Genomic DNA, 19,533 nt, shown 5'->3' on the forward strand with positions numbered 1-19,533 from the left:
GGGGAATTACATGAAAAAGAATATTTTAATTTCTATTTATGATATGGAAATCGGCGGTGTGGAAAGAAGCTTAATTAATATGCTAGAGACCTTTGACTATAACAAATATAACGTAGATTTACTAATATTAAATCACACAGGAGATTTCATACATTTAATTCCTAATAAAGTTAATGTGTTACCGCAAATAGGTAAATATACTGTATTTAGAAAATCCATTAGGCAATGTATACAAGAAGGTTATTTTTTAGCATCATTTATAAGAATAGTAAGCAAGTATATTGCAGGTAGGAAATCAAAACAAAGGCAATTTAAAGAAGGATCAGGATACATTCAGATGCAGCTTGTTTCAAAATATGTATCATACTTCTTGCCTAAACAGAAAAAAAAGTATGACTTTGCAATTAGTTATGCATGGCCGCACGACATTTTAGCAGATAATGTAAATGCGAATAAAAAAATAGCTTGGATCCATACAGATTATAGTACGTTAGAAATTGATAATGAAATAGATGTTACTATGTGGAATAAGTTTGATTATATTGCATCTATATCGGATGAATGTACAAAAACATTCTTGACTGTATACCCATCACTGAGAGAGAAAATCTTGCTTATAGAAAATATTACTTCACCAGAGTTTATTCGGAAAATGGCCGCTAATGTTGTAGGTTTTGACAAGGAAGATAATGGAACTTTTAATATCGTATCAGTTGGAAGATTGTCCTATGCCAAAGGATTTGATCGTGCTATAAAAGCACTTAAAGTTTTACATGACAAAGGATTTAATAATATAAAGTGGTATGTGATAGGATATGGCTCAGATGAAGCTACTCTTAAAGAATTAATAGCAAAGAACAATTTAGAAGATAGCTTTATATTATTAGGCAAGCAAACCAATCCATATCCATATATGAAAGCATGTGATTTATACGTGCAGCCGTCTAGATACGAGGGAAAAGCAGTTACAGTTACAGAGGCTAAAATACTTGAGAGACCTATATTGATTACGAATTATCCTACTGCAGGTAGTCAGTTGGAAGATGAGGTTGAAGGTATAATATGTGATTCAAGTATTGAGGGGTTAGTTAAAGGGATTGAAACTCTATATAAAGATGATAAGCTCAGAAATACATTGATTCATCATTTAAAAAGTATGGATTATAGTAATAGCTATGAGTTAAATAAATTATATAAAATTATAGAACACTAAAACAGATTATTTAGGAGATTATATTACAAATATATCAATTATTATAATGCAGGGTATTCTGGTAGAGGCGGGATTTAGGCATGAGCATAAAAGTAAGTGTAATAATACCGGTTTATAATGCAGGGAAATATATTACACAGTGTGTGGAATCACTTTTAAATCAAACACTAGAGCAATGTGAATTTATATTTATTAATGATGGTTCGACGGACAATAGTAGAGAAATTATTGAGGGCTATAAAGAACTAGATCGTAGAATAATACTTATAAATCAAGAAAATCAGGGTGTAAGTATTGCAAGGAATAAAGGGTTGAGTGTAGCAACTGGGGAATATGTTGGATTTGTTGATGCTGATGATTACATAGAGAGAAAGATGTATGAAATATTATATAACTCTGCAAAGCAAGATGATTGTGATGTAGTTATATCAAATATTAACGGCGAAATGGAAGGACATAAGGTAGCGATAAGGTACCCATTTCCAGTAGACACTGTTCTTAAAAAAGAATATATATACCAGGAACTATTGCCTTATTTTCTTAAGACGGATCATTTAAATACCGCTGTGAATAAAATTTATAAAAATAAAATAATGAATGAAAATGATGTGAAATTTCCGGAAAAAGTTACATTAGGAGAAGACGGAATGTTTAACATTGAATTCTTTAGTAATGCAACTAGTATGAAATATATAAATTATGCTGGATACCATTATAGAGAGGTAACGGGCAGTGCCACTAGAAACATAGTAGAAAAAGATTATTTTAAGAGAGCTGTAGAAGTGTATAACATGGACTTGCCACAAATATATACTGATAAGGTCGACAAAGTAATGGTGCACCAGTTAAAATCAATAAAATTTATAAATAATGTAATGTCTTATATATATATTTATTTTACCCCATCTAAAGATGTAAGTTTTAGTATGAGGTATAAATATGTAAAAAATATGATTCGAAATAAATATGTTAGAGAAGCGTTATCTATCTATTGCAGTGAAAATTATAGTAAATTAGGAAGATATGAGAAAGCTGTGATAAACATGATAAGGAAAAAGTCAGCAATTGGACTATATTGTGCTGTTGCTTACAGTAGATTTCGAAGTAAATAGTATTGGGAGAGGTTAATATGAAAATTATGATGTTTGCCCATGGAGGCAGTTTAAATAGAGGATGCGAAGCAATAGTTCGTTCTTCTACGAGTATTATAAAAGAGAAAAAAGATGACGCAAAAGTGTACTTAGTATCAAGTAAACCAGAAACGGACAAGATTATTCCAAAGTTGGATGAAATATATGATGGTTCTAGCAGTGATATAAAGAAGTATTCCTATGATTGGTGGATGGCTGTACTTAAAGTAAAGCTTTTTAATGATGAATCTTATGCATTAGCTAAAATAGAAAATAACATCATTAAACGTATAAAAGATGTAGATGTATGCTTATCTATAGGTGGAGATAACTATTGTTACGGAGAGCAGCCTGCATTGTATGAGATAGATAGAAGAGTAAAAGCACAAGGGAAAAAATTGGTTTTATGGGGATGTTCTATCGGTGAAGAGGACATGTCTGAGAAAAAATTAGAGGACTTAAAGTTGTTTGATGCAATACTAGCTCGTGAAAGCCTTACTTATAATATGTTAAAAAGTAAGGGGCTCAATAATGTTAAATTATGTGCTGATCCGGCATTTACTATGGAAAAAGAGGAACTGGAACTGCCTAAGGGATGGCAGGAAGGTAATACAGTTGGATTAAACTTTAGCCCACTTGTATGGGAGAGAAATAAAGACTCCCAAGGTGCAGTGAGAGAATTAATAAATCATATATTAAATACTACAGATTTAACGATTGCTCTTACACCTCATGTTATAATCGATGGAAATAATGATTATGAAGTTTTATATAAATATTATGAGGAATTCAAAAATACTGGGAGAGTAATCATACTGCCAAATGACTTAAATGCAATACAATATAAGGGGTATATCGCTAGAATGAGATTCTTCATAGGAGCTAGAACACATGCGACTATAGCAGCGTATTCGAATTATGTTCCGACTATGGTGTTAGGGTATAGCATAAAGTCAAAAGGAATATCGAAAGATATATTTGGAGAAGAAAAATTAGTTTTAGGGTTAGAAGAAATATCAAACAGTGAGAAACTAAAAGCTAAATTTGATGAGATGGTAAGCGAAGAAACACAATTAAGACAAACATTACAGAAATCTATCCCTAATATAAAGAAGATGTCGTATAAAGCAGTAGAATATTTAAAAGAATTGGCTAAGTAATTTGAGGTACATTATGAAAAAAAATCTACTGTTTGTTATGCCTAGTTTATCTGCTGGCGGTGGGGAAAAAAGCTTAGTAAATTTGCTATCTCAAATAGACTACAGTTTGTATAATGTAGATTTATTTCTATTCAGTAAAACAGGGGTATTTATAAAGTCACTACCGAAGGAAGTAACTATATTAGATCTGCCAAGTGATTATCAGGTATTTGCACGTAGCTTCCAACATTCAATAGGGAACTTTTTAAAGAATGGAAAAGTTAACTTGGCGTATGCAAGATCGTTATTCGCTATTAAGAATAGAGTGATAAAGGAAGCTGCTATTTCAGAACAGTATACGTGGAAATATCAAAGCAAATCATTTGAAACTTTAGAAAAAGAGTATGATGCAGCAATAGGATATCTTGAAAAATCATCCATATATTTTGTGATTGATAAAGTGCGGGCTAAAAAGAAGATCGGATGGATTCATACAAACTATTCAGATTCAGGAATGGATTATAAATTTGATACTGCCTATTTTGAACAACTTGATCATATCATAACAGTTTCAGATGAGTGTGCAAAATCATTACAAGACAATTTTCCACATCTGACAAATAAAATTGCGGTTATACACAATATAGTAGCACCCCAGATGATACATGATTTATCTAAAAGGGCTACAAAAGATGATGGCTTATTTGATAACAATTATACAAGTATTATAACTGTTGCCAGATTAAGCCGCGAAAAAGGCGTAGATTTAGCAGTAAAGTCTTGTAAGCTACTTCTTGATAAAGGGTACAGGATTAAATGGTATGTGCTAGGAGACGGGGATGACCGGGATACATTAGAAAGATTGATAGAAGACTATCACTTATCAAACCATTTTAAGCTATTAGGAGTTAAAGAAAATCCATATCCTTATATTAGAAAAGCAGATATATATGTACAACCATCTAGATATGAAGGGAAGTCTATTGCAATCGATGAAGCAAAAATACTGCATAAACCAATAGTAGTAACTAACTTTGAAACTGCAAAAGATCAAATTCATCATGGAATTAATGGAATCATTGCTCATATGTCCGAGGAAGGGATAGCAACTGAAATTGAAAATCTCATTAAAAACATAGAATTGCGAGAAAGGCTCATAAACTATTTATCTACAGAAACATTAGGGACCGAAACAGAAATAAATAAGCTCTACGGAATTCTATAAAAGGTGATTAGCATGAAAAAAGACATATTATTTGTTATTAATAATTTGAACTGCGGTGGAGCTGAGAAGTCATTAATTTCTCTATTGAATACGATTGATTACTCTCGTTATAATGTAGATTTATTTCTATTTAAGCACGAAGGTTTATTCTTTAATAAAATACCTGCTCAAGTAAATATATTAGAAGAACCTTCTGAGTACCGGTTGTTTGATATGTCCATAAAAGTAGCTATTATGCAATGCTTGCGGCAAGGGAATATCAATATCGCCTTATCGAGGATTCGTGCAGGCTATATATTTAAAAGTGAGAAAAACAGTGCCCGTTGCGAACAAAGGGTCTGGCGTTATTTAGCTAAATCTTTACAAACTCTTCATAAAACATATGATGTAGCAATTGGGTACTTAGAAAAGAACCCCGTTTACTTTTGTGTAGATAAGGTAAAGGCAAACAAAAAAATTGGCTTTATCCATACCGACTATGACAAGTTCGGAATGGATGCTAACCTTGACATGCAGTATTTTCATTCATTAGATCATATCGTAACAGTGTCAGAAGAATGCGCGAATGTTTTAAAACAAAGATTCCCTATATACAAGGATAAGATAGGTGTTATTCATAACATCGTATCTCCAAGTATGATTTATAAAATGTCGCAAGAAAAAGCAGATATAAAGCATAAGGGGATAAAGCTTGTTTCTGTAGGGAGATTAAGCAATGAAAAAGGATTTGATTTTGCTGTAAAGGCATGTAAGAATCTTGTTCAAAATGGATATGAAATAAAGTGGTATATCGTTGGCGAAGGCGAGGAACGGAATAAGCTAGAAATAATGATAGAAGAGAACCACCTCCAAGAGCATTTTTTTCTGCTAGGAATGAAAGAAAATCCATATCCATATATAAAAGAAGCCGATATATATGTTCAACCATCTAGATTTGAAGGGAAATCGATTGCAATAGACGAAGCAAAAATACTACATAAACCAATAGTGGTAACAAACTTCAGTACAGCTAAAGATCAAATAAAGCACGAAGAAAACGGGATTATTGTAGAGATGAACAGCAATGCAATTGCAGAAGGCATTCAAAAAATGATACATGATGAAAAGTTAAGGAATAAATTAATACAGAATTTATCAAATGAAGAGCTGGGAACCGAGTCGGAGATAGAAAAATTATACACATTATTGAAGTAGTATAGAAAGGACATAATCATGATTATACAAGCAGTAGCTTTTACATTACTTGTTGTAATAGTAATTATCATAATGATTGATTTAGTTCCTATATGTAAAGCTTGGATAAGCAGAATAAAAATAGGAAGATATACGAATCAAAATGTATGGAATCAATCAATTACTAATATAGGTGTGAAATGGCTAAATAAAACACCAAAAATTAAAGTAACGGATAATACAAGATTAATAGCCATTGATATGCTGAAAGGGAACTATACAGAACGTGCTATACAGCACTGGCAAGAAGCAGCTTTACTACTGGGATTGGCGGAATATTTGAAGTGTAACGACGATAAAGAAGTGAAGCATGAAATTACGAAATTTTTAAATTCGAAATTCGATCGTAATGGGCAATGGATAAATAAACCTCAATATGTAGATGGTGCAATACTTGCCTATGCTGTTATGAAGCTAAATTTTGTAGACGTAGATACATACAAACAAGCATTAGATACTGTTTGGGAAATGATCCATGGCCATATAGGAGAAGACGGCACAGTACAATATAGAAAGTTCATGAAGCATTATAGATATGTAGATACTATCGGTTTCATATGCCCGTTTTTAGTTTCTTATGGTGTCCGATATAAAAAAGCTGAATGTATAAACTTAGCAGTAAAGCAGATTAAGGAATATGAACAGTACGGTATGTTGAATCAATATAATATACCGTGTCATGCTTATGATCTGAAGAGTAAAGCGCCTCTTGGATTATATGGATGGGGAAGAGGGCTTGGTTGGTTTGCTATAGGCCTTATCGATGCTTGGAATGAACTTCCGGAAAATAGTGAGCATAAATACGAGCTAGAAGAAAGCGTAAAACGATTTGCCAAAGCTGCCCAGGGTTTTCAGCAAAATAACGGGAATTGGAACTGGATGGTAACGAGGGAAGAATGTACACCAGACTCTTCTACAACAGCAACATTAGGCTGGTTTATGCTTCAGGCAGCAAAAATAGAAGAGATTTCAGAAGAATGTTTAAAAAGTGCAGAAAAGACTATTCAGTATTTAATGAAAGTGACGAAAAGGAATGGAGCAGTTGATTTTTCACAAGGCGACACCAAAGACATAGGTGTATACTCTATGCTGTTTGATATACTTCCCTTTACTCAAGGGTTCTGTATTAGAATGATAAATTCATCTAACAATTCTAAGGTCGTGTGATTAAGTATGATAAAAAGACTGGTCAATTTTTTAAAGGCTAGATTGAAAAAGTTTGTACTAGATGAAATATGGTTAGAAGATTATATAAAGCTGGGAATGAAGATAGGAAATAATTGTTCTATCCAACCAGGAGTAATATTTGACTACTCTCATTGCTGGCTAATAAGGATAGGTAACAATGTTACTATAGCACCACAAGCGTATTTATTAGCCCATGATGCTAGTACAAAAAGATTAAATGGTTATACGAAAGTTGCTAGTATTACTATAGAAGATAATGTGTTTATTGGTGCAAGAGCTTTAATTATGCCAGGGGTTACTGTAGGTAAGAACTCAATAGTTGCAGCTGGAAGTATAGTAACAAAATCCGTACCAGAAGGAAGTATCGTAGCTGGCAATCCGGCAAAAGTCATATCTACGGTAGAGAGCTACATAGAAAAGAATAGAACATTAAGTGGTGTTGCTAAATTTTATGATAGCAGCTTCACTATTCAAGGGAATATATCCCATTCTGATAAGAGAAAAATGTATGAAGAACTAGTGAATGGCACAGGATTTATTGAATAAAGATCTTTCGCAAAAGGATATTTTTATAAGGAATTTTGGGACAGAAATGTATAGCTTACTATGTTTATAGTGGAGCTAATCATTTTCTGTCTTATTTTTAGATATACGGTAGAGCATGTACAAGCGGAATGTATTAAAAATATGAATTTACAGAATAGATCTGAGTTGGTGGAAAGTATTTTTTTAGAGAGGGAGAAATCATGATAAAACGTTATAAAGAGTTAGATTCCCTTAGGGGCATTGCTGCATTAATGGTATTGTTAGCTCATTTTTTAACTGTTTTTCCTATGTTTGGACAAAGAATAATAAGTTCAAATTACAGTAACTATATAAAGATTTTATGGGATGGTCATGCAGCGGTAGTAATGTTCTTTGTACTAAGTGGTTTTGTATTGTCATTGCCTTTTTATCAACATAAAGAATTTAACTATTCTAAATACCTAATTAAGAGGCTATGTAGAATTTATATTCCTTATTTTTTAATTTTGGTTATGGCGATTATTTTCACAAGTATATTAAACTCTAAAATTGATACAATCCCTGAACTAACCGGATGGGCTACTTCTTGGGGCAGTGAATTATCCTTTAAAAATGTAATACAGCATATTTTGTTCTTAGGAGAATATAATTCGGATACATTTATTATGGTGATTTGGTCTTTAGTTCATGAGATGAGAATTTCTATAGTATTTCCTTTCATTATTTTTCTCTTACTTAAAGTAGATTGGAAAATAAGTATTGGAGGAGCAATGATTCTTTCAGCTATTGGTTATTTATTGATGATGAATATTCCAAGCGAGTTTCATGCGCCAGTATCGACGAATTATTTTGTTACACTCCATTATATCGCAATGTTTATAATTGGCGCATTGCTAGCTAAAAACAGAGAGTATTTAATAAGTAAGATTATGGACTCGAAAGTAAAATATCTATTGCTTCCTTTCGGTATTTTATTTTTTAATTATCCGCGTATTCCTTTTATGCCATTATCAAAATTGGTCGGTGAAATGGATTATTCTCTGTATCTTATCGTGATTGATTGGTATATATCTTTTGGTGCAGCCTTGATTATTCTTTCTGCATTAAGTCTAAAACGATTTTCGAAGTTATTAGTAATGAAACCTATTTATTTTATGGGGGAAATATCGTATAGCCTTTACTTAGTGCATCCGATTGTTTTGCTCACGACGATTCATGTTCTTTATGGGAAAATATCTATCCATTTCACGTTATTGGTTTCTTTCGTGATTACGATAGTTGCGTCAATCTTATGTCATAAGTTCATTGAAATTCCATCAATAAAAATAGGACGGAAACTGGCTGCAGCAAATAATAGAATTGCTTTTCCATGGAGGAAAAAGGTCAGTTAAAGGATAGAAAATAATTAAGTGAACTACCTAACCTAAGGATAGCAAGAGAATAATTATTTTATGGACTATCCAATTGAAGGAAATACTTAGAAGGGGGTTCGGTATGGGGAAAATAAAGGCAAAAAGTACGTTGGTTTTTGTTTGGAACACATTGGTTGATATAAAAATTCAAAGCATGAATAGAGCGCTTATTATGAAAGATTGGTTTATGAAAAAATTGTTTAGACCGCCTATCATTCAATCTATAGACGACACCTTAGCCAAAATAATTTATGATAAGGCTTCTGTAGCTAGGTACGGTGATGGGGAGTTTAAATTAATTCAGAATCGAGATATAACATTTCAACAAGCTGATCATTTGTTGTCCAAAAGGTTAAGAGAAATATTGTTAAGCGAAGATCGTCATTTCTTAGTTTGTTTGCCAGATGTCTTTCAAGACCTAACAAAATATGCAGATGAACCAAGGGATTATTGGAGTCTCCATATCGCGAAATTTAGATTAAAGTGGTACAAAAATTTTAAAAAAGGAAAAATATATTACAATTCTTTTATATCGAGAATTTATTATCCTTTCCGTGATAAATCAAAATGTAAAGATTGGTTTATGTTATTAAATTTAATATGGAAGGACAGAGATGTAGTTGTAATAGAAGGAAATAAGAGTAGATTAGGTGTTGGAAATGACTTGTTTGATAATGTTAAATCGCTTGAAAGAATTTTAGTCCCAGAGGAACATGCATTTTCACATTATAATAAAATCTTAACAGCAGCTAAACAAACTGATCCATCTAAATTAATTCTATTAGCAGTGGGACCTACCGCTACTGTATTGGCATACGATTTATATAAGGCGGGATATCAAGCCATTGATATAGGACATGTAGATATTGAATACGAATGGTTTTTAAGACAAGCAAAAACAAAAATTAAAATTGAAAATAAATACGTATGCGAAGCAGGGGCCGGGCAAGGTGTAGGAGATATTCAAGATGAAAAATATTTGAGTGAAATTAAAGCTGTAATAAGATAAGCATAAAGGATGTAGCAGATGGGAGTAATGTAGAGGTGAAAGGATTGTGCGAATTAATAAGTGTGATTGTTCCCATATATAATGTGGAAAAATGGCTACCTCGATGTATTGAAGGCATTTTAAATCAGCCGTTTACCAATATTGAATTAATTCTTGTTAATGATGGTTCGTCGGATAAATGTGGTAAAATATGCGAGGAATATGCAAAAAAAGATAATAGAATTAAAGTAATACATAAAGAAAACAAAGGAGTGAGCAGTGCAAGAAATACAGGGATTGAAGTTGCCACAGGAAAGTATATAGTGTTTATTGATCCTGACGATGAGATAAGTAAAAGCTATTTTACTAAATTATATAGCACTGCGGAAAATTATAACTGTGATGCGGTAATATGTGGATACGAAACAATTCCCAATCATAGTATAATCACTCCTAATTTTAAGTTAAATACTGTTATGAATGGGAGGGACTTTGTATTAAGTTCTTCAAATATTCATTCTAGTAATGATCTATGTTTCTCATGGAGATATATGTATAATTTAAGCATTATAAAAGACAAAAACATCAGATTCAATGAACAAGTGTTTATTGGGGAAGATGTTATTTTTAATTTGGAGTTTCTACTGAAGTCACAAAGAGTATGTGCGCTATCAGAAATTCTATATTTTTATAATGTAAATAATTTAAATAGTTTAATGAGAGCTCCGTATAAACCAAATTTAGAGGGAAGTTTAGTTTTACAATATAAAATAAGAAAACAGCTTTCCAAGGAATTTGGTTTATTACAAGAGAAACATTTTAGAAAAGATATGGCAAATTACTATATAAACAACATATATAGGTTATTAATTAATAATTTAAAAAGCGATCCTTATGCGAATGTGAATAGTGCGTTTCGTAGGATTGTAAATTATGAGATGTTCTCTGATAGTTTCAAGGAAATCGGCTTTTCATATCAATGTAATAATTTTAAAGAGTATCTTTATTATTTAGCGTTAAGGTTTAAGGTGTACCCATTAATTATTCAAGCATATAAAAGAGAAATGATATAAATCGCAATTAAAAACATGATATAAAGCTTTTGGAAGAAAAGTCTAGAGGCGTTCAACTGTAATCCAAAAGGAGAGAGCGGATGCAGGTCGTTATGTATTCGACATAGTAGCAGCGACTTGTATGTCGGAAAATTAAAGTAGCTTTATAGAGATAGTATCTTTCAACGAAAAGTGGTTCTATATTTTTGGAAGCAGGGGGAAAAATGAGAGTTAGAAATTCAATTATCAATATATCAGCCGGCATAGGTAGTCAAGTTATTATTACAATATTAAGTTTTGTCTCAAGAACAATGTTCATTACTTACCTAGGAGTTGAGTACTTAGGGGTAAATGGACTATTTACAAATGTATTAGGAATGTTATCTTTAGCTGAGGCAGGAATAGGATCTGCTATTATATATAATCTTTATAAACCAGTAGCAGATAATGATGAAGAAAGAATCAATGTCCTAATGAAATTTTATAAAAAGGCATATATGGTAATCGCCTTAATCGTCTTACTGTTGGGACTAGCACTTCTTCCTTTTCTTGGATATATCGCTAAAGATGCGAAAGTTGAAAATATTCATGTGATTTACATCATCTTTTTACTGAATACAGCTTCGTCGTATTTATTTTCTTATAAAAGCTCATTTTTAAATGTTTGTCAAAAGGGATATATTGTTACAGGAGTCTACTCTATTTCATCCATTGTGTCTACTTGTATAAAGTTGGGGATTTTATATTTTACACACAGTTATATTTTATATCTCATAATAGATATTATAATAACAATTACTACCTCTGCAGGTTTGGCAATGATGGTAGATAAAATGTACCCATTCTTAAAAAACAAAACAGCAAGTAAATTAGATGGTGAAACAAAAAGTAATATTGTAAAAAATGTAAAAGCCTTAATATTACATAATATAGGTGGATACGCTGTTTTTGGTACTGATAACTTGTTGATTGCTTTTGCTGTTAGCGTGAAAGCTGTCGGTTTATATTCTAATTATTATATGTTAATTAACATTTGCAGAACGTTTATTAATCAAGTTTTTGATAATATGAATCACAGTGTAGGAAACTTAGTAGCAAAAGAAAGCGATGATAAAATTTATAGCGTATTTAAGGTTACTATGTTTTGTAACTTTTGGATTTATTCATTCTTTACAATATCTTTGTATGTTCTAATGGAACCATTCATTACCTTGTGGATTGGTTCAAAATTTATAATGGATACAAGTATATTGATAATATTGATGATTAATTTTTATGTATCAGGAATGAGACGTTCTATATCTATGGTGAAAACAACATCCGGAATTTTTCATGAAGACCGATATGCTCCCTTTGTTGAGGCTACTGTGAATCTTGGTATTTCTATTATTTTAGTTCAATATTTGGGCATAACAGGTGTTTTCATCGGAACGCTTATAAGCACCTTGACAGTTCCGTTTTGGATTGCACCTTATTTAGTATATAAAAAGGTATTTCATCAACCGGTAAGAAAGTACTTTTTAAAATATGTGTATTATGCAGCAATAGGAATTGGAACCTGTCTAATAACAAGTTTTGTATGTAGTCTCATTCCATATGGGGGGTTTTTACAATTAATTATAAGAGGGATTATTTGTTTGATTATTCCCAATGTGCTGTATACGCTTATTTTTTATAAAACAGTTGAGTTTAAATATTTATTTGGAATTGTAAAAAGCATAATAGGAATGCTTTTTGGTAAATTAGGAATAAATAAGAAAATCACCTATTAATCTAGGTAGTATAATTTTACAATATCGTTAACATACCCAATCCGTTGCCTTTATAAAGCATAATATGTAGAAAAAAGAAAAGGTGTGATTGGATGGAGATATATGTAATAGAGTTAGATAGGTGGAATATAAAAAACGATGGGACAAATTCTGTTGCTACTACAAAGGGTATAAATGATGCGTTAGTGTGGGCTAAATCTCAAGGCTATAATCATGTTATATTACCAGCCGGCACATATAAGCTAAAAATCGACAGTACAACTTTTTCATGTATTGTGATGCAAAGTAATATGCATTTTGAAATGGCGGATGGATGTATATTGCAGTTAGAAGCGAATTCATCGCCTTGGTATAGGATATTTGAAGTCAAAGGAATTAAAAATGCAAAGATTAGCGGTGGGAAAATAGTTGGAGATAAACACACACATATATATGAATTAGGAGTGAAATTTGTAAGAGGAGGCGTCAATGCTGACGGTTCATTGAATAATCAATCAAATTTTATTCGCAGTGAAATAATAGATAGATATAAAGATCCAGGATTGTTGAAATCCTTTAGACTATGGCCTATTTCGGGTTTGGCTGCCAAAGTATATAGTTTTTATCAGTATAAAGATACGGTTTCTGCTAGTACGTTGGCCGGTTTTAGAACAAATGTACAATTTGCTTCGATAGAGTCAACAGGAAGAGGGTGGTTTGCACCAATAGCCAATGCTAATAAGATGGTTTTTGTGATTGACATTACCTCAACGCCGTTAAGTGATGCTCAAATTGCTCAACTTACTGCTACAGTTACTAGTGAAAACTATACCCATGAGTGGGGACAAGGCATAGAAATAGTTGGTTCAAATAATATTGAAATAAATAATGTAGAGATATGCGAATGTACTGGGGATGCTATTTCTACGGGATGGCTGCAATATAGAGTTAACCCGGATGAGTATACGCAAGAAGAAATGGGGTCGCATATCTATATTAACGGTTGTGATCTTCATCATTGCAGAAGACAAGGAATTACCCTTGGCGGCTCAAATGATATTTATATTTATAATAATAAAATACATCATATCGGAAAAGCGAGCGATGATGTTACATCGGACTTTCGTAATGGGACTGCGCCAATGTTCGGGATAGATATTGAGTCTCTGGTCAGTGAAAGCAATATACCATATAAATCTCCTTACTACGGAAAAGATGGATTAGAATTAAATTTTAGAATCTATATTTACAAAAACTATATTTATTATAACGAAAGAGGACATTTTGTAAACGCAGACGGTAATAATATAACGATAGAAGATAATACTTTTGAGGGTCGCAATGTTGGGGGCGTTAGTTCATATCCGACAAATATGTATGTAAAATATCTTAACAATATTTTTATTAGATGCGAGCTTTTGGTTGAGGGGGATAATTTTGTTCACGGAGTAATTGGAAATAATGCAAACGTAAAACTAGCCGACATAAGGGGAGCTACAATACAAAATGTTCGCTTAAAAGACGGGATATTTTATGGCAATGGTAGTTATGGATACTTTGGAACATCTGCTGTAGATGTTGAAAACAGCACATTTTCTTTTAAAACGGCTCATGGTATGGGGAATTCTGCTCAAATATGTTTTGAAGAATGGGTAGGAAAAGTTCCTGCTGGAATTAGTGTAGATAAAGTATATTATGTAGTAAATCGAACGGACTATAGCTTCCAGGTTTCTGAAAAGATAAATGGTGAACCTGTAGCGATTTATGATTCAGGAGAATGGGGATTTAATATAAGTAGGTATAATTATGGAAGATGCTATATCTCAGATGTTGTAGTAGAAAGAGATTGGAATTATGACAGTTCACCAGGGTTTGCCCTTATTCTGACAGGGGGGATTATGGAGAATGTCGTAGTTAAGAATTACAATGTAGACATTAAGCCATTTGATAATTATGTGGGGAGACCGAATATAATAGACGGTTTAACTATAGTGGGAGCAGGCGGCAATATAAGTTCCTGCAATATAAGCGATAGTAAAATGATAACAGGAACGTATCGAGATATTGTGCTAGGTTCTACGCAAAATCCTTATATAGGTGTGTATGCAGAGAATTGTTTATTTGAAAACATGGGTGTAAATCTTATTAACGCCGTCATAAGTAATAGTATGTTTATTAATAATTGTACAGTTTATAAAAGCGATAATGTTCTACAGGCAATATTAACAAATAGTTATTTAGAAAATAGTAAAATATTTCTTCACTGGTTGAGTTTACAAAAGGGAGTGCTCATAGCAAAATGTCTATTTAATAATGTAACTACGGATGTTAGTCCAAATACGATTATGATAGATAACTTAGATATAACGAACTCTTTAGCTGACTTGAAAGCGCCCGTTGTTACAGCTACTCCAAGTGGAGGTGTATTTAGCGCTTCTCAAAAAGTAATACTAACTACGAATGAACCAGCTAACATGTATTATACTCTTGATGGAACAACACCTACTACATCCAGTGCTTTATATACGGGAGGATTGACAATTTCACAATCTACTACATTAAAAGTTCTTGCAGTTGATAACGCAGGAAATCAAAGTAAGGTAAAAGCATTTAGATATATCATTAAAACGGCTGCTCCGGCTGATGTTACAAATTTAATTGTTTCTGCTGTAAGGAATTCTAGTATTGATTTATCATGGACAGCAAGTACGTCTAAAGATGTTGTGAAATACGATGTTTATAAAGGGACAACTTTGTTAGGAAGCGTTACAGGAACAACATATACGGCTACAGGGCTTGCTCCAGCAACTCTGTATACATTTACTGTAAAAGCGGTAGATAAGTTTGGGATTGCTTCAAGCGGTGTATCAGTAACAGCCACTACTACTAATGACAATACTCCGCCAAGTGATATAACAAATCTAGTTGCAAGCAGCATTTCAGTTAATACAGTTGGTTTAACTTGGACAAAGAGTGTATCCTCTAATGTTCAGTCATACGAGGTGTATCAAGGAGCTACTTTAATCAATTCTGTTACGACTCCTTACTATATTGTACCAGGATTGAAGGCTACTACAGAATATTCGTTCACAGTTAAAACAAAAGATCTAAATGGCAATCTTTCAAACGGTGTAAATGTAAAGGTAATAACACAGACAACAGCAGTAAATTATGTAACAGACGGACTTCTTTTATACCAAGAAAATCCTGTGAACAATTCAACTATCTTAAATCCGGACAGTTATTTTATAACAAATAAGCTATTTACAATTTCTCTCACAGTTCAATGTCCTATATCATCTTCTTTATTAAGAAGATCAGGCAGTTCAGATAATAAGTTTAAAATTGAACGAAATATGAATAACCAATTTACAGCACAGTTTTGGGCTAAAAATATAAATACGGGCAGTAATGATTATCCTTCAGTTAGTTCAAGTGTTTATACTGATGAAACAGCCTATTATCATGTGGTTGTCTTGCGAAATAGCGCAAATCTAATTATGTATGTTAATAATGTAGAAGCAGCTAGGTATATAATGGGAAGTGATAAGGTGATTAACGAATCCACACTGCCAATGCTTTTAGGTACAAGTGCAAAAACAATAGTATTTAAGAATATTGCTTATTATACCCGAGCGTTAACAACTGCTGAATTAACGCAAAATTATAATGCTTTAAAATAGGAACCGATCGTTAAATGGAATAAGGGCATAGAAAAAGCATTTCAATTTGTTATGTTAGAACAACGAACTGGTATGCTTTTTTTATGTTTTGTGTAAAAAGACATATGATAACAAGGAGGAAAAAACACATGAAAATTTTAGTGACAGGCGGAGCAGGATATATTGGAACTCACACGTGTGTAGAATTATTAAATGGCGGATATGAGATAATTGTCGTTGATAATTTTTCAAATAGTAAACCAGAAGCTTTAAAACGTGTTCGTGAAATCACAGGGAAAGATTTTAAATTTTATCAGGCAGATATATTAGATAAAGAGATGTTAGATAGCATTTTTAATGAAAATCAGATTGATGCTGTTATTCATTTTGCAGGACTAAAGGCGGTGGGCGAGTCGGTTGCGTTACCACTTTGGTATTATCATAATAACATTACAGGTACACTTGTATTATGCGAAGTCATGAAAAAGCATGGTGTAAAGAAAATGGTCTTTAGTTCTTCAGCGACAGTATATGGAATGGCGGAACAAGTACCGATTTCCGAGAATTTTGCACTTGGGGCAACGAATCCTTATGGGCGCACAAAACAAATAATTGAAGAAATATTACGTGATCTGTATGTGTCTGACCATGAGTGGAGTATTTCTCTTTTACGTTATTTTAATCCAATTGGAGCACATAAAAGTGGGCGAATTGGAGAGGATCCAAAAGGTATTCCAAATAATCTTATTCCGTACATTACGCAAGTAGCTGTTGGAAAGCTAAGTGAATTAAGCGTTTTTGGGGATGACTATCCAACACACGATGGTACAGCTATGAGAGATTATATACATGTTACAGATCTTGCGATGGGACATTTAAAAGCACTTGAAAAGATATCGAGATCTCAAGGGGTAGAAGCGTATAATTTAGGGACAGGATGTGGTTATAGCGTATTGGAAATGGCGGCCGCTTTTGAAAAAGCATCCGGTAGGAAAATTCCTTATAAAATTGTAAATCGTCGTCCGGGTGATGTGGCTATTTGTTATGCGAATGCAACAAAAGCAAAATTAGAATTAGGATGGGTTGCTAAAAGAGGAATTAAAGAGATGTGTGAAGATTCATGGAGATGGCAGTTTAATAACCCAAATGGTTATGAGGAAAAAAATTATATATTATAAGAGATGTAAGTGAATAAAAAATTGTTGGTAATAGAGTGGAAAATAATACAAATTTCATTTAAAATAGCTAGAGTTTGTATATGGAAATATATTTCTTAAAAGAGGGTTTAAACATGAACATTTCTGAAAGAATAACTCAGCAGCAATTTAAAGAGATACTCCTGTATATATACAGGAGAGGTGAAGAATCAAAAAATGTGGAAGTAAACCATTTGATAGAAGAAATTAAACACTACCTCATTTCGATTATGTATACATCAAAATAATATATAAATCTAAAAAATAAATAGAGATAAAAAATTGATTCTAAGATTTATTGTGAAATAATATTTATATAAATACGAATTGAAAATCGGCATAAAACCGTTCTTTTTAATGAACTAGCATCTGGTCATGTGTAGATATGATCAGTACTTTTTCTGACACGTTCAAAGTGGAACATAAGAGAGAAAACGAGTATAGGTTCTTTTTTTCTGTATAGCGGCAACTTATATGTTGAAAAATCAAAAAGATTTATATATTACGAAAGCCTTGCATACTATCGCTTTGTGAAAAGGTGCTCACAAAAATCTTGGATAGGAGTATGATTATTAATGAAAAGAACTTTTGATTTATTCATTTCTTTGTTTTTGTTATTGTGTTTATCTTTTGTCATCCTTGTAGTAGCCATTTTTGTTAGATTGAAGTTAGGATCACCTATCATATTTAAACAACAACGCCCAGGACTATATGGTAAACCATTTTATCTTTACAAATTTCGCACAATGACTGATGAAAAAGATAATAAGGGTAATCCTTTGTCTGATCAAGTAAGATTAACTACATTTGGTAAGTTTCTTAGGAAATATAGTTTAGATGAATTGCCACAACTACTAAATGTCGTGAAAGGTGATATAAGTTTAGTAGGACCGAGACCATTGTTAATGGAATACTTGCCTTTATATACTAGTGAACAAGCTAAAAGACATCATGTAAAACCTGGAATTACTGGTTGGGCACAAGTGAATGGGAGAAATGCAATTACCTGGGAAGAAAAATTCGAATTAGATGTATGGTATGTAAATAATCAATCTTTTTTAATTGATATGAAAATATTATTTCTTACACTAATAAAAGTGTTTAAATCAGAAGGAATAAATCAGGATGGTCATGTAACAATGGAACGTTTTAGGGGGATCAATTAAACTGTGAGAGAAGGTAACAAATGAAAGTTGTATTGATTGGACAAGGTGGTCACAGTAAAGTTATAAAGGATATTATTTTGTCAAACAAGGCATATGAAATCGTTGGATATTTAGATGATCAATATGAAGAGATAACTACAGTAGATGATACTTATTTCGGCCCGATTTCAAGTGTATATCACATGATTAACGATTTTAAGCAAGCAAAATTTGTTATTGCAATAGGGAACAATAAAGTTAGAAAAAAAATTGCCGAAAAATTGGATCTGCCTGACAATTGTTATGTCACGCTAATACATAAAACAGCCGTTATAAGTCCGAATGCTAAGATAGGGAATGGTACAGTTGTTATGCCCAATGCAGTGATTAATGCTGGCACTCAAATTGGTAATCATTCTATCATCAATACAGGTTCTGTTGTGGAACATGACAATGTACTAGGTGATTTTGTCCATATTTCTCCACATGCTACACTTACAGGTTCTATCATCATTGAAGAAGGGGTGCATATAGGGGCAGCAGCTACTCTGATTCCAAGTGTTAAAATCGGAGAATGGTCTGTTATTGGAGCGGGAGCGGTTGTAATAAAGGACATTCCCCCTAGGTGTACAGTCGTTGGAATTCCGGCCAAAGTAATTAATAAATTGAACTAA

Annotated in this window: 15 protein-coding genes; all 15 read left to right on the plus strand. The window is 32.6% G+C overall.

Going from position 1 to position 19,533, the window contains the following annotated elements:
• Positions 1-10 precede the first annotated feature (10 nt).
• The 15 genes from AB1280_RS03310 to AB1280_RS03380 all read left to right on the plus strand — a co-directional run bounded on the left by AB1280_RS03310 (position 11) and on the right by AB1280_RS03380 (position 19,533).
• Entirely contained in the window at positions 11-1,213 is a 1,203-nt protein-coding gene (locus tag AB1280_RS03310; protein WP_272187998.1) for a glycosyltransferase, read from the plus strand.
• Between the two features lie 80 nt (positions 1,214-1,293).
• Positions 1,294-2,325: a glycosyltransferase gene (locus AB1280_RS03315; RefSeq protein WP_429754868.1), complete on the plus strand. Its 1,032-nt coding sequence runs from the start codon at positions 1,294-1,296 to the stop codon at positions 2,323-2,325.
• 17 nt (positions 2,326-2,342) lie between these two features.
• Positions 2,343-3,503, plus strand: coding sequence for a polysaccharide pyruvyl transferase family protein (locus AB1280_RS03320; protein WP_272187996.1), 1,161 nt, complete (start codon positions 2,343-2,345; stop codon positions 3,501-3,503).
• Positions 3,504-3,516: 13 nt separating this feature from the next.
• A complete protein-coding gene (locus tag AB1280_RS03325; protein ID WP_429754869.1) occupies positions 3,517-4,707 on the plus strand; it encodes a glycosyltransferase in 1,191 nt (396 codons plus the stop codon).
• Between the two features lie 12 nt (positions 4,708-4,719).
• Positions 4,720-5,901 (plus strand): glycosyltransferase, encoded by a 1,182-nt coding sequence (locus AB1280_RS03330; RefSeq protein ID WP_429754870.1) that lies wholly within the window; start codon positions 4,720-4,722, stop codon positions 5,899-5,901.
• Positions 5,902-5,919: 18 nt separating this feature from the next.
• The gene (locus tag AB1280_RS03335; RefSeq protein WP_429754871.1) at positions 5,920-7,107 is read left to right on the plus strand and encodes a glycoside hydrolase family 88 protein; all 1,188 of its coding nucleotides are present in this window, start codon (positions 5,920-5,922) and stop codon (positions 7,105-7,107) included.
• Positions 7,108-7,113: 6 nt separating this feature from the next.
• Positions 7,114-7,674, plus strand: a complete 561-nt coding sequence (locus AB1280_RS03340) for an acyltransferase (protein WP_429754872.1) — start codon at positions 7,114-7,116, stop codon at positions 7,672-7,674.
• A gap of 200 nt (positions 7,675-7,874) precedes the next feature.
• A complete protein-coding gene (locus AB1280_RS03345; RefSeq protein ID WP_429754873.1) occupies positions 7,875-9,044 on the plus strand; it encodes an acyltransferase family protein in 1,170 nt (389 codons plus the stop codon).
• Between the two features lie 103 nt (positions 9,045-9,147).
• Positions 9,148-10,074, plus strand: a complete 927-nt coding sequence (locus tag AB1280_RS03350) for an SP_1767 family glycosyltransferase (RefSeq protein WP_429754874.1) — start codon at positions 9,148-9,150, stop codon at positions 10,072-10,074.
• 44 nt (positions 10,075-10,118) lie between these two features.
• The gene (locus AB1280_RS03355) at positions 10,119-11,126 is read left to right on the plus strand and encodes a glycosyltransferase (RefSeq protein WP_429757257.1); all 1,008 of its coding nucleotides are present in this window, start codon (positions 10,119-10,121) and stop codon (positions 11,124-11,126) included.
• A gap of 203 nt (positions 11,127-11,329) precedes the next feature.
• Complete coding sequence (locus AB1280_RS03360; protein ID WP_429754875.1) at positions 11,330-12,877, plus strand: lipopolysaccharide biosynthesis protein; 1,548 nt, start codon at positions 11,330-11,332, stop codon at positions 12,875-12,877.
• A gap of 92 nt (positions 12,878-12,969) precedes the next feature.
• A complete protein-coding gene (locus AB1280_RS03365; RefSeq protein ID WP_429754876.1) occupies positions 12,970-16,539 on the plus strand; it encodes a fibronectin type III domain-containing protein in 3,570 nt (1,189 codons plus the stop codon).
• Positions 16,540-16,667: 128 nt separating this feature from the next.
• Positions 16,668-17,696, plus strand: a complete 1,029-nt coding sequence (gene galE, locus AB1280_RS03370) for a UDP-glucose 4-epimerase GalE (RefSeq protein ID WP_272187985.1) — start codon at positions 16,668-16,670, stop codon at positions 17,694-17,696.
• A gap of 593 nt (positions 17,697-18,289) precedes the next feature.
• Positions 18,290-18,880 carry a sugar transferase gene (locus AB1280_RS03375; protein ID WP_429754877.1) on the plus strand — a complete coding sequence of 197 codons (591 nt, stop codon included), beginning with the start codon at positions 18,290-18,292 and terminating at the stop codon, positions 18,878-18,880.
• Between the two features lie 20 nt (positions 18,881-18,900).
• On the plus strand, positions 18,901-19,533 hold the full coding sequence (locus AB1280_RS03380) for an acetyltransferase (RefSeq protein ID WP_272187983.1): 633 nt from the start codon (positions 18,901-18,903) through the stop codon (positions 19,531-19,533).

Source organism: Bacillus sp. S10(2024) (assembly GCF_050473865.1).
Classification (GTDB): domain Bacteria; phylum Bacillota; class Bacilli; order Bacillales; family Bacillaceae_G; genus Bacillus_A.

Coding starts and splice junctions, on each gene's coding strand:
- AB1280_RS03310 (WP_272187998.1), top strand. CDS start 11: ATGAAAAAGAATATTTTAATTTCTATTTATGATATGGAAATCGGCGGT.
- AB1280_RS03315 (WP_429754868.1), top strand. CDS start 1,294: ATGAGCATAAAAGTAAGTGTAATAATACCGGTTTATAATGCAGGGAAA.
- AB1280_RS03320 (WP_272187996.1), top strand. CDS start 2,343: ATGAAAATTATGATGTTTGCCCATGGAGGCAGTTTAAATAGAGGATGC.
- AB1280_RS03325 (WP_429754869.1), top strand. CDS start 3,517: ATGAAAAAAAATCTACTGTTTGTTATGCCTAGTTTATCTGCTGGCGGT.
- AB1280_RS03330 (WP_429754870.1), top strand. CDS start 4,720: ATGAAAAAAGACATATTATTTGTTATTAATAATTTGAACTGCGGTGGA.
- AB1280_RS03335 (WP_429754871.1), top strand. CDS start 5,920: ATGATTATACAAGCAGTAGCTTTTACATTACTTGTTGTAATAGTAATT.
- AB1280_RS03340 (WP_429754872.1), top strand. CDS start 7,114: ATGATAAAAAGACTGGTCAATTTTTTAAAGGCTAGATTGAAAAAGTTT.
- AB1280_RS03345 (WP_429754873.1), top strand. CDS start 7,875: ATGATAAAACGTTATAAAGAGTTAGATTCCCTTAGGGGCATTGCTGCA.
- AB1280_RS03350 (WP_429754874.1), top strand. CDS start 9,148: ATGGGGAAAATAAAGGCAAAAAGTACGTTGGTTTTTGTTTGGAACACA.
- AB1280_RS03360 (WP_429754875.1), top strand. CDS start 11,330: ATGAGAGTTAGAAATTCAATTATCAATATATCAGCCGGCATAGGTAGT.
- AB1280_RS03365 (WP_429754876.1), top strand. CDS start 12,970: ATGGAGATATATGTAATAGAGTTAGATAGGTGGAATATAAAAAACGAT.
- galE (WP_272187985.1), top strand. CDS start 16,668: ATGAAAATTTTAGTGACAGGCGGAGCAGGATATATTGGAACTCACACG.
- AB1280_RS03375 (WP_429754877.1), top strand. CDS start 18,290: ATGAAAAGAACTTTTGATTTATTCATTTCTTTGTTTTTGTTATTGTGT.
- AB1280_RS03380 (WP_272187983.1), top strand. CDS start 18,901: ATGAAAGTTGTATTGATTGGACAAGGTGGTCACAGTAAAGTTATAAAG.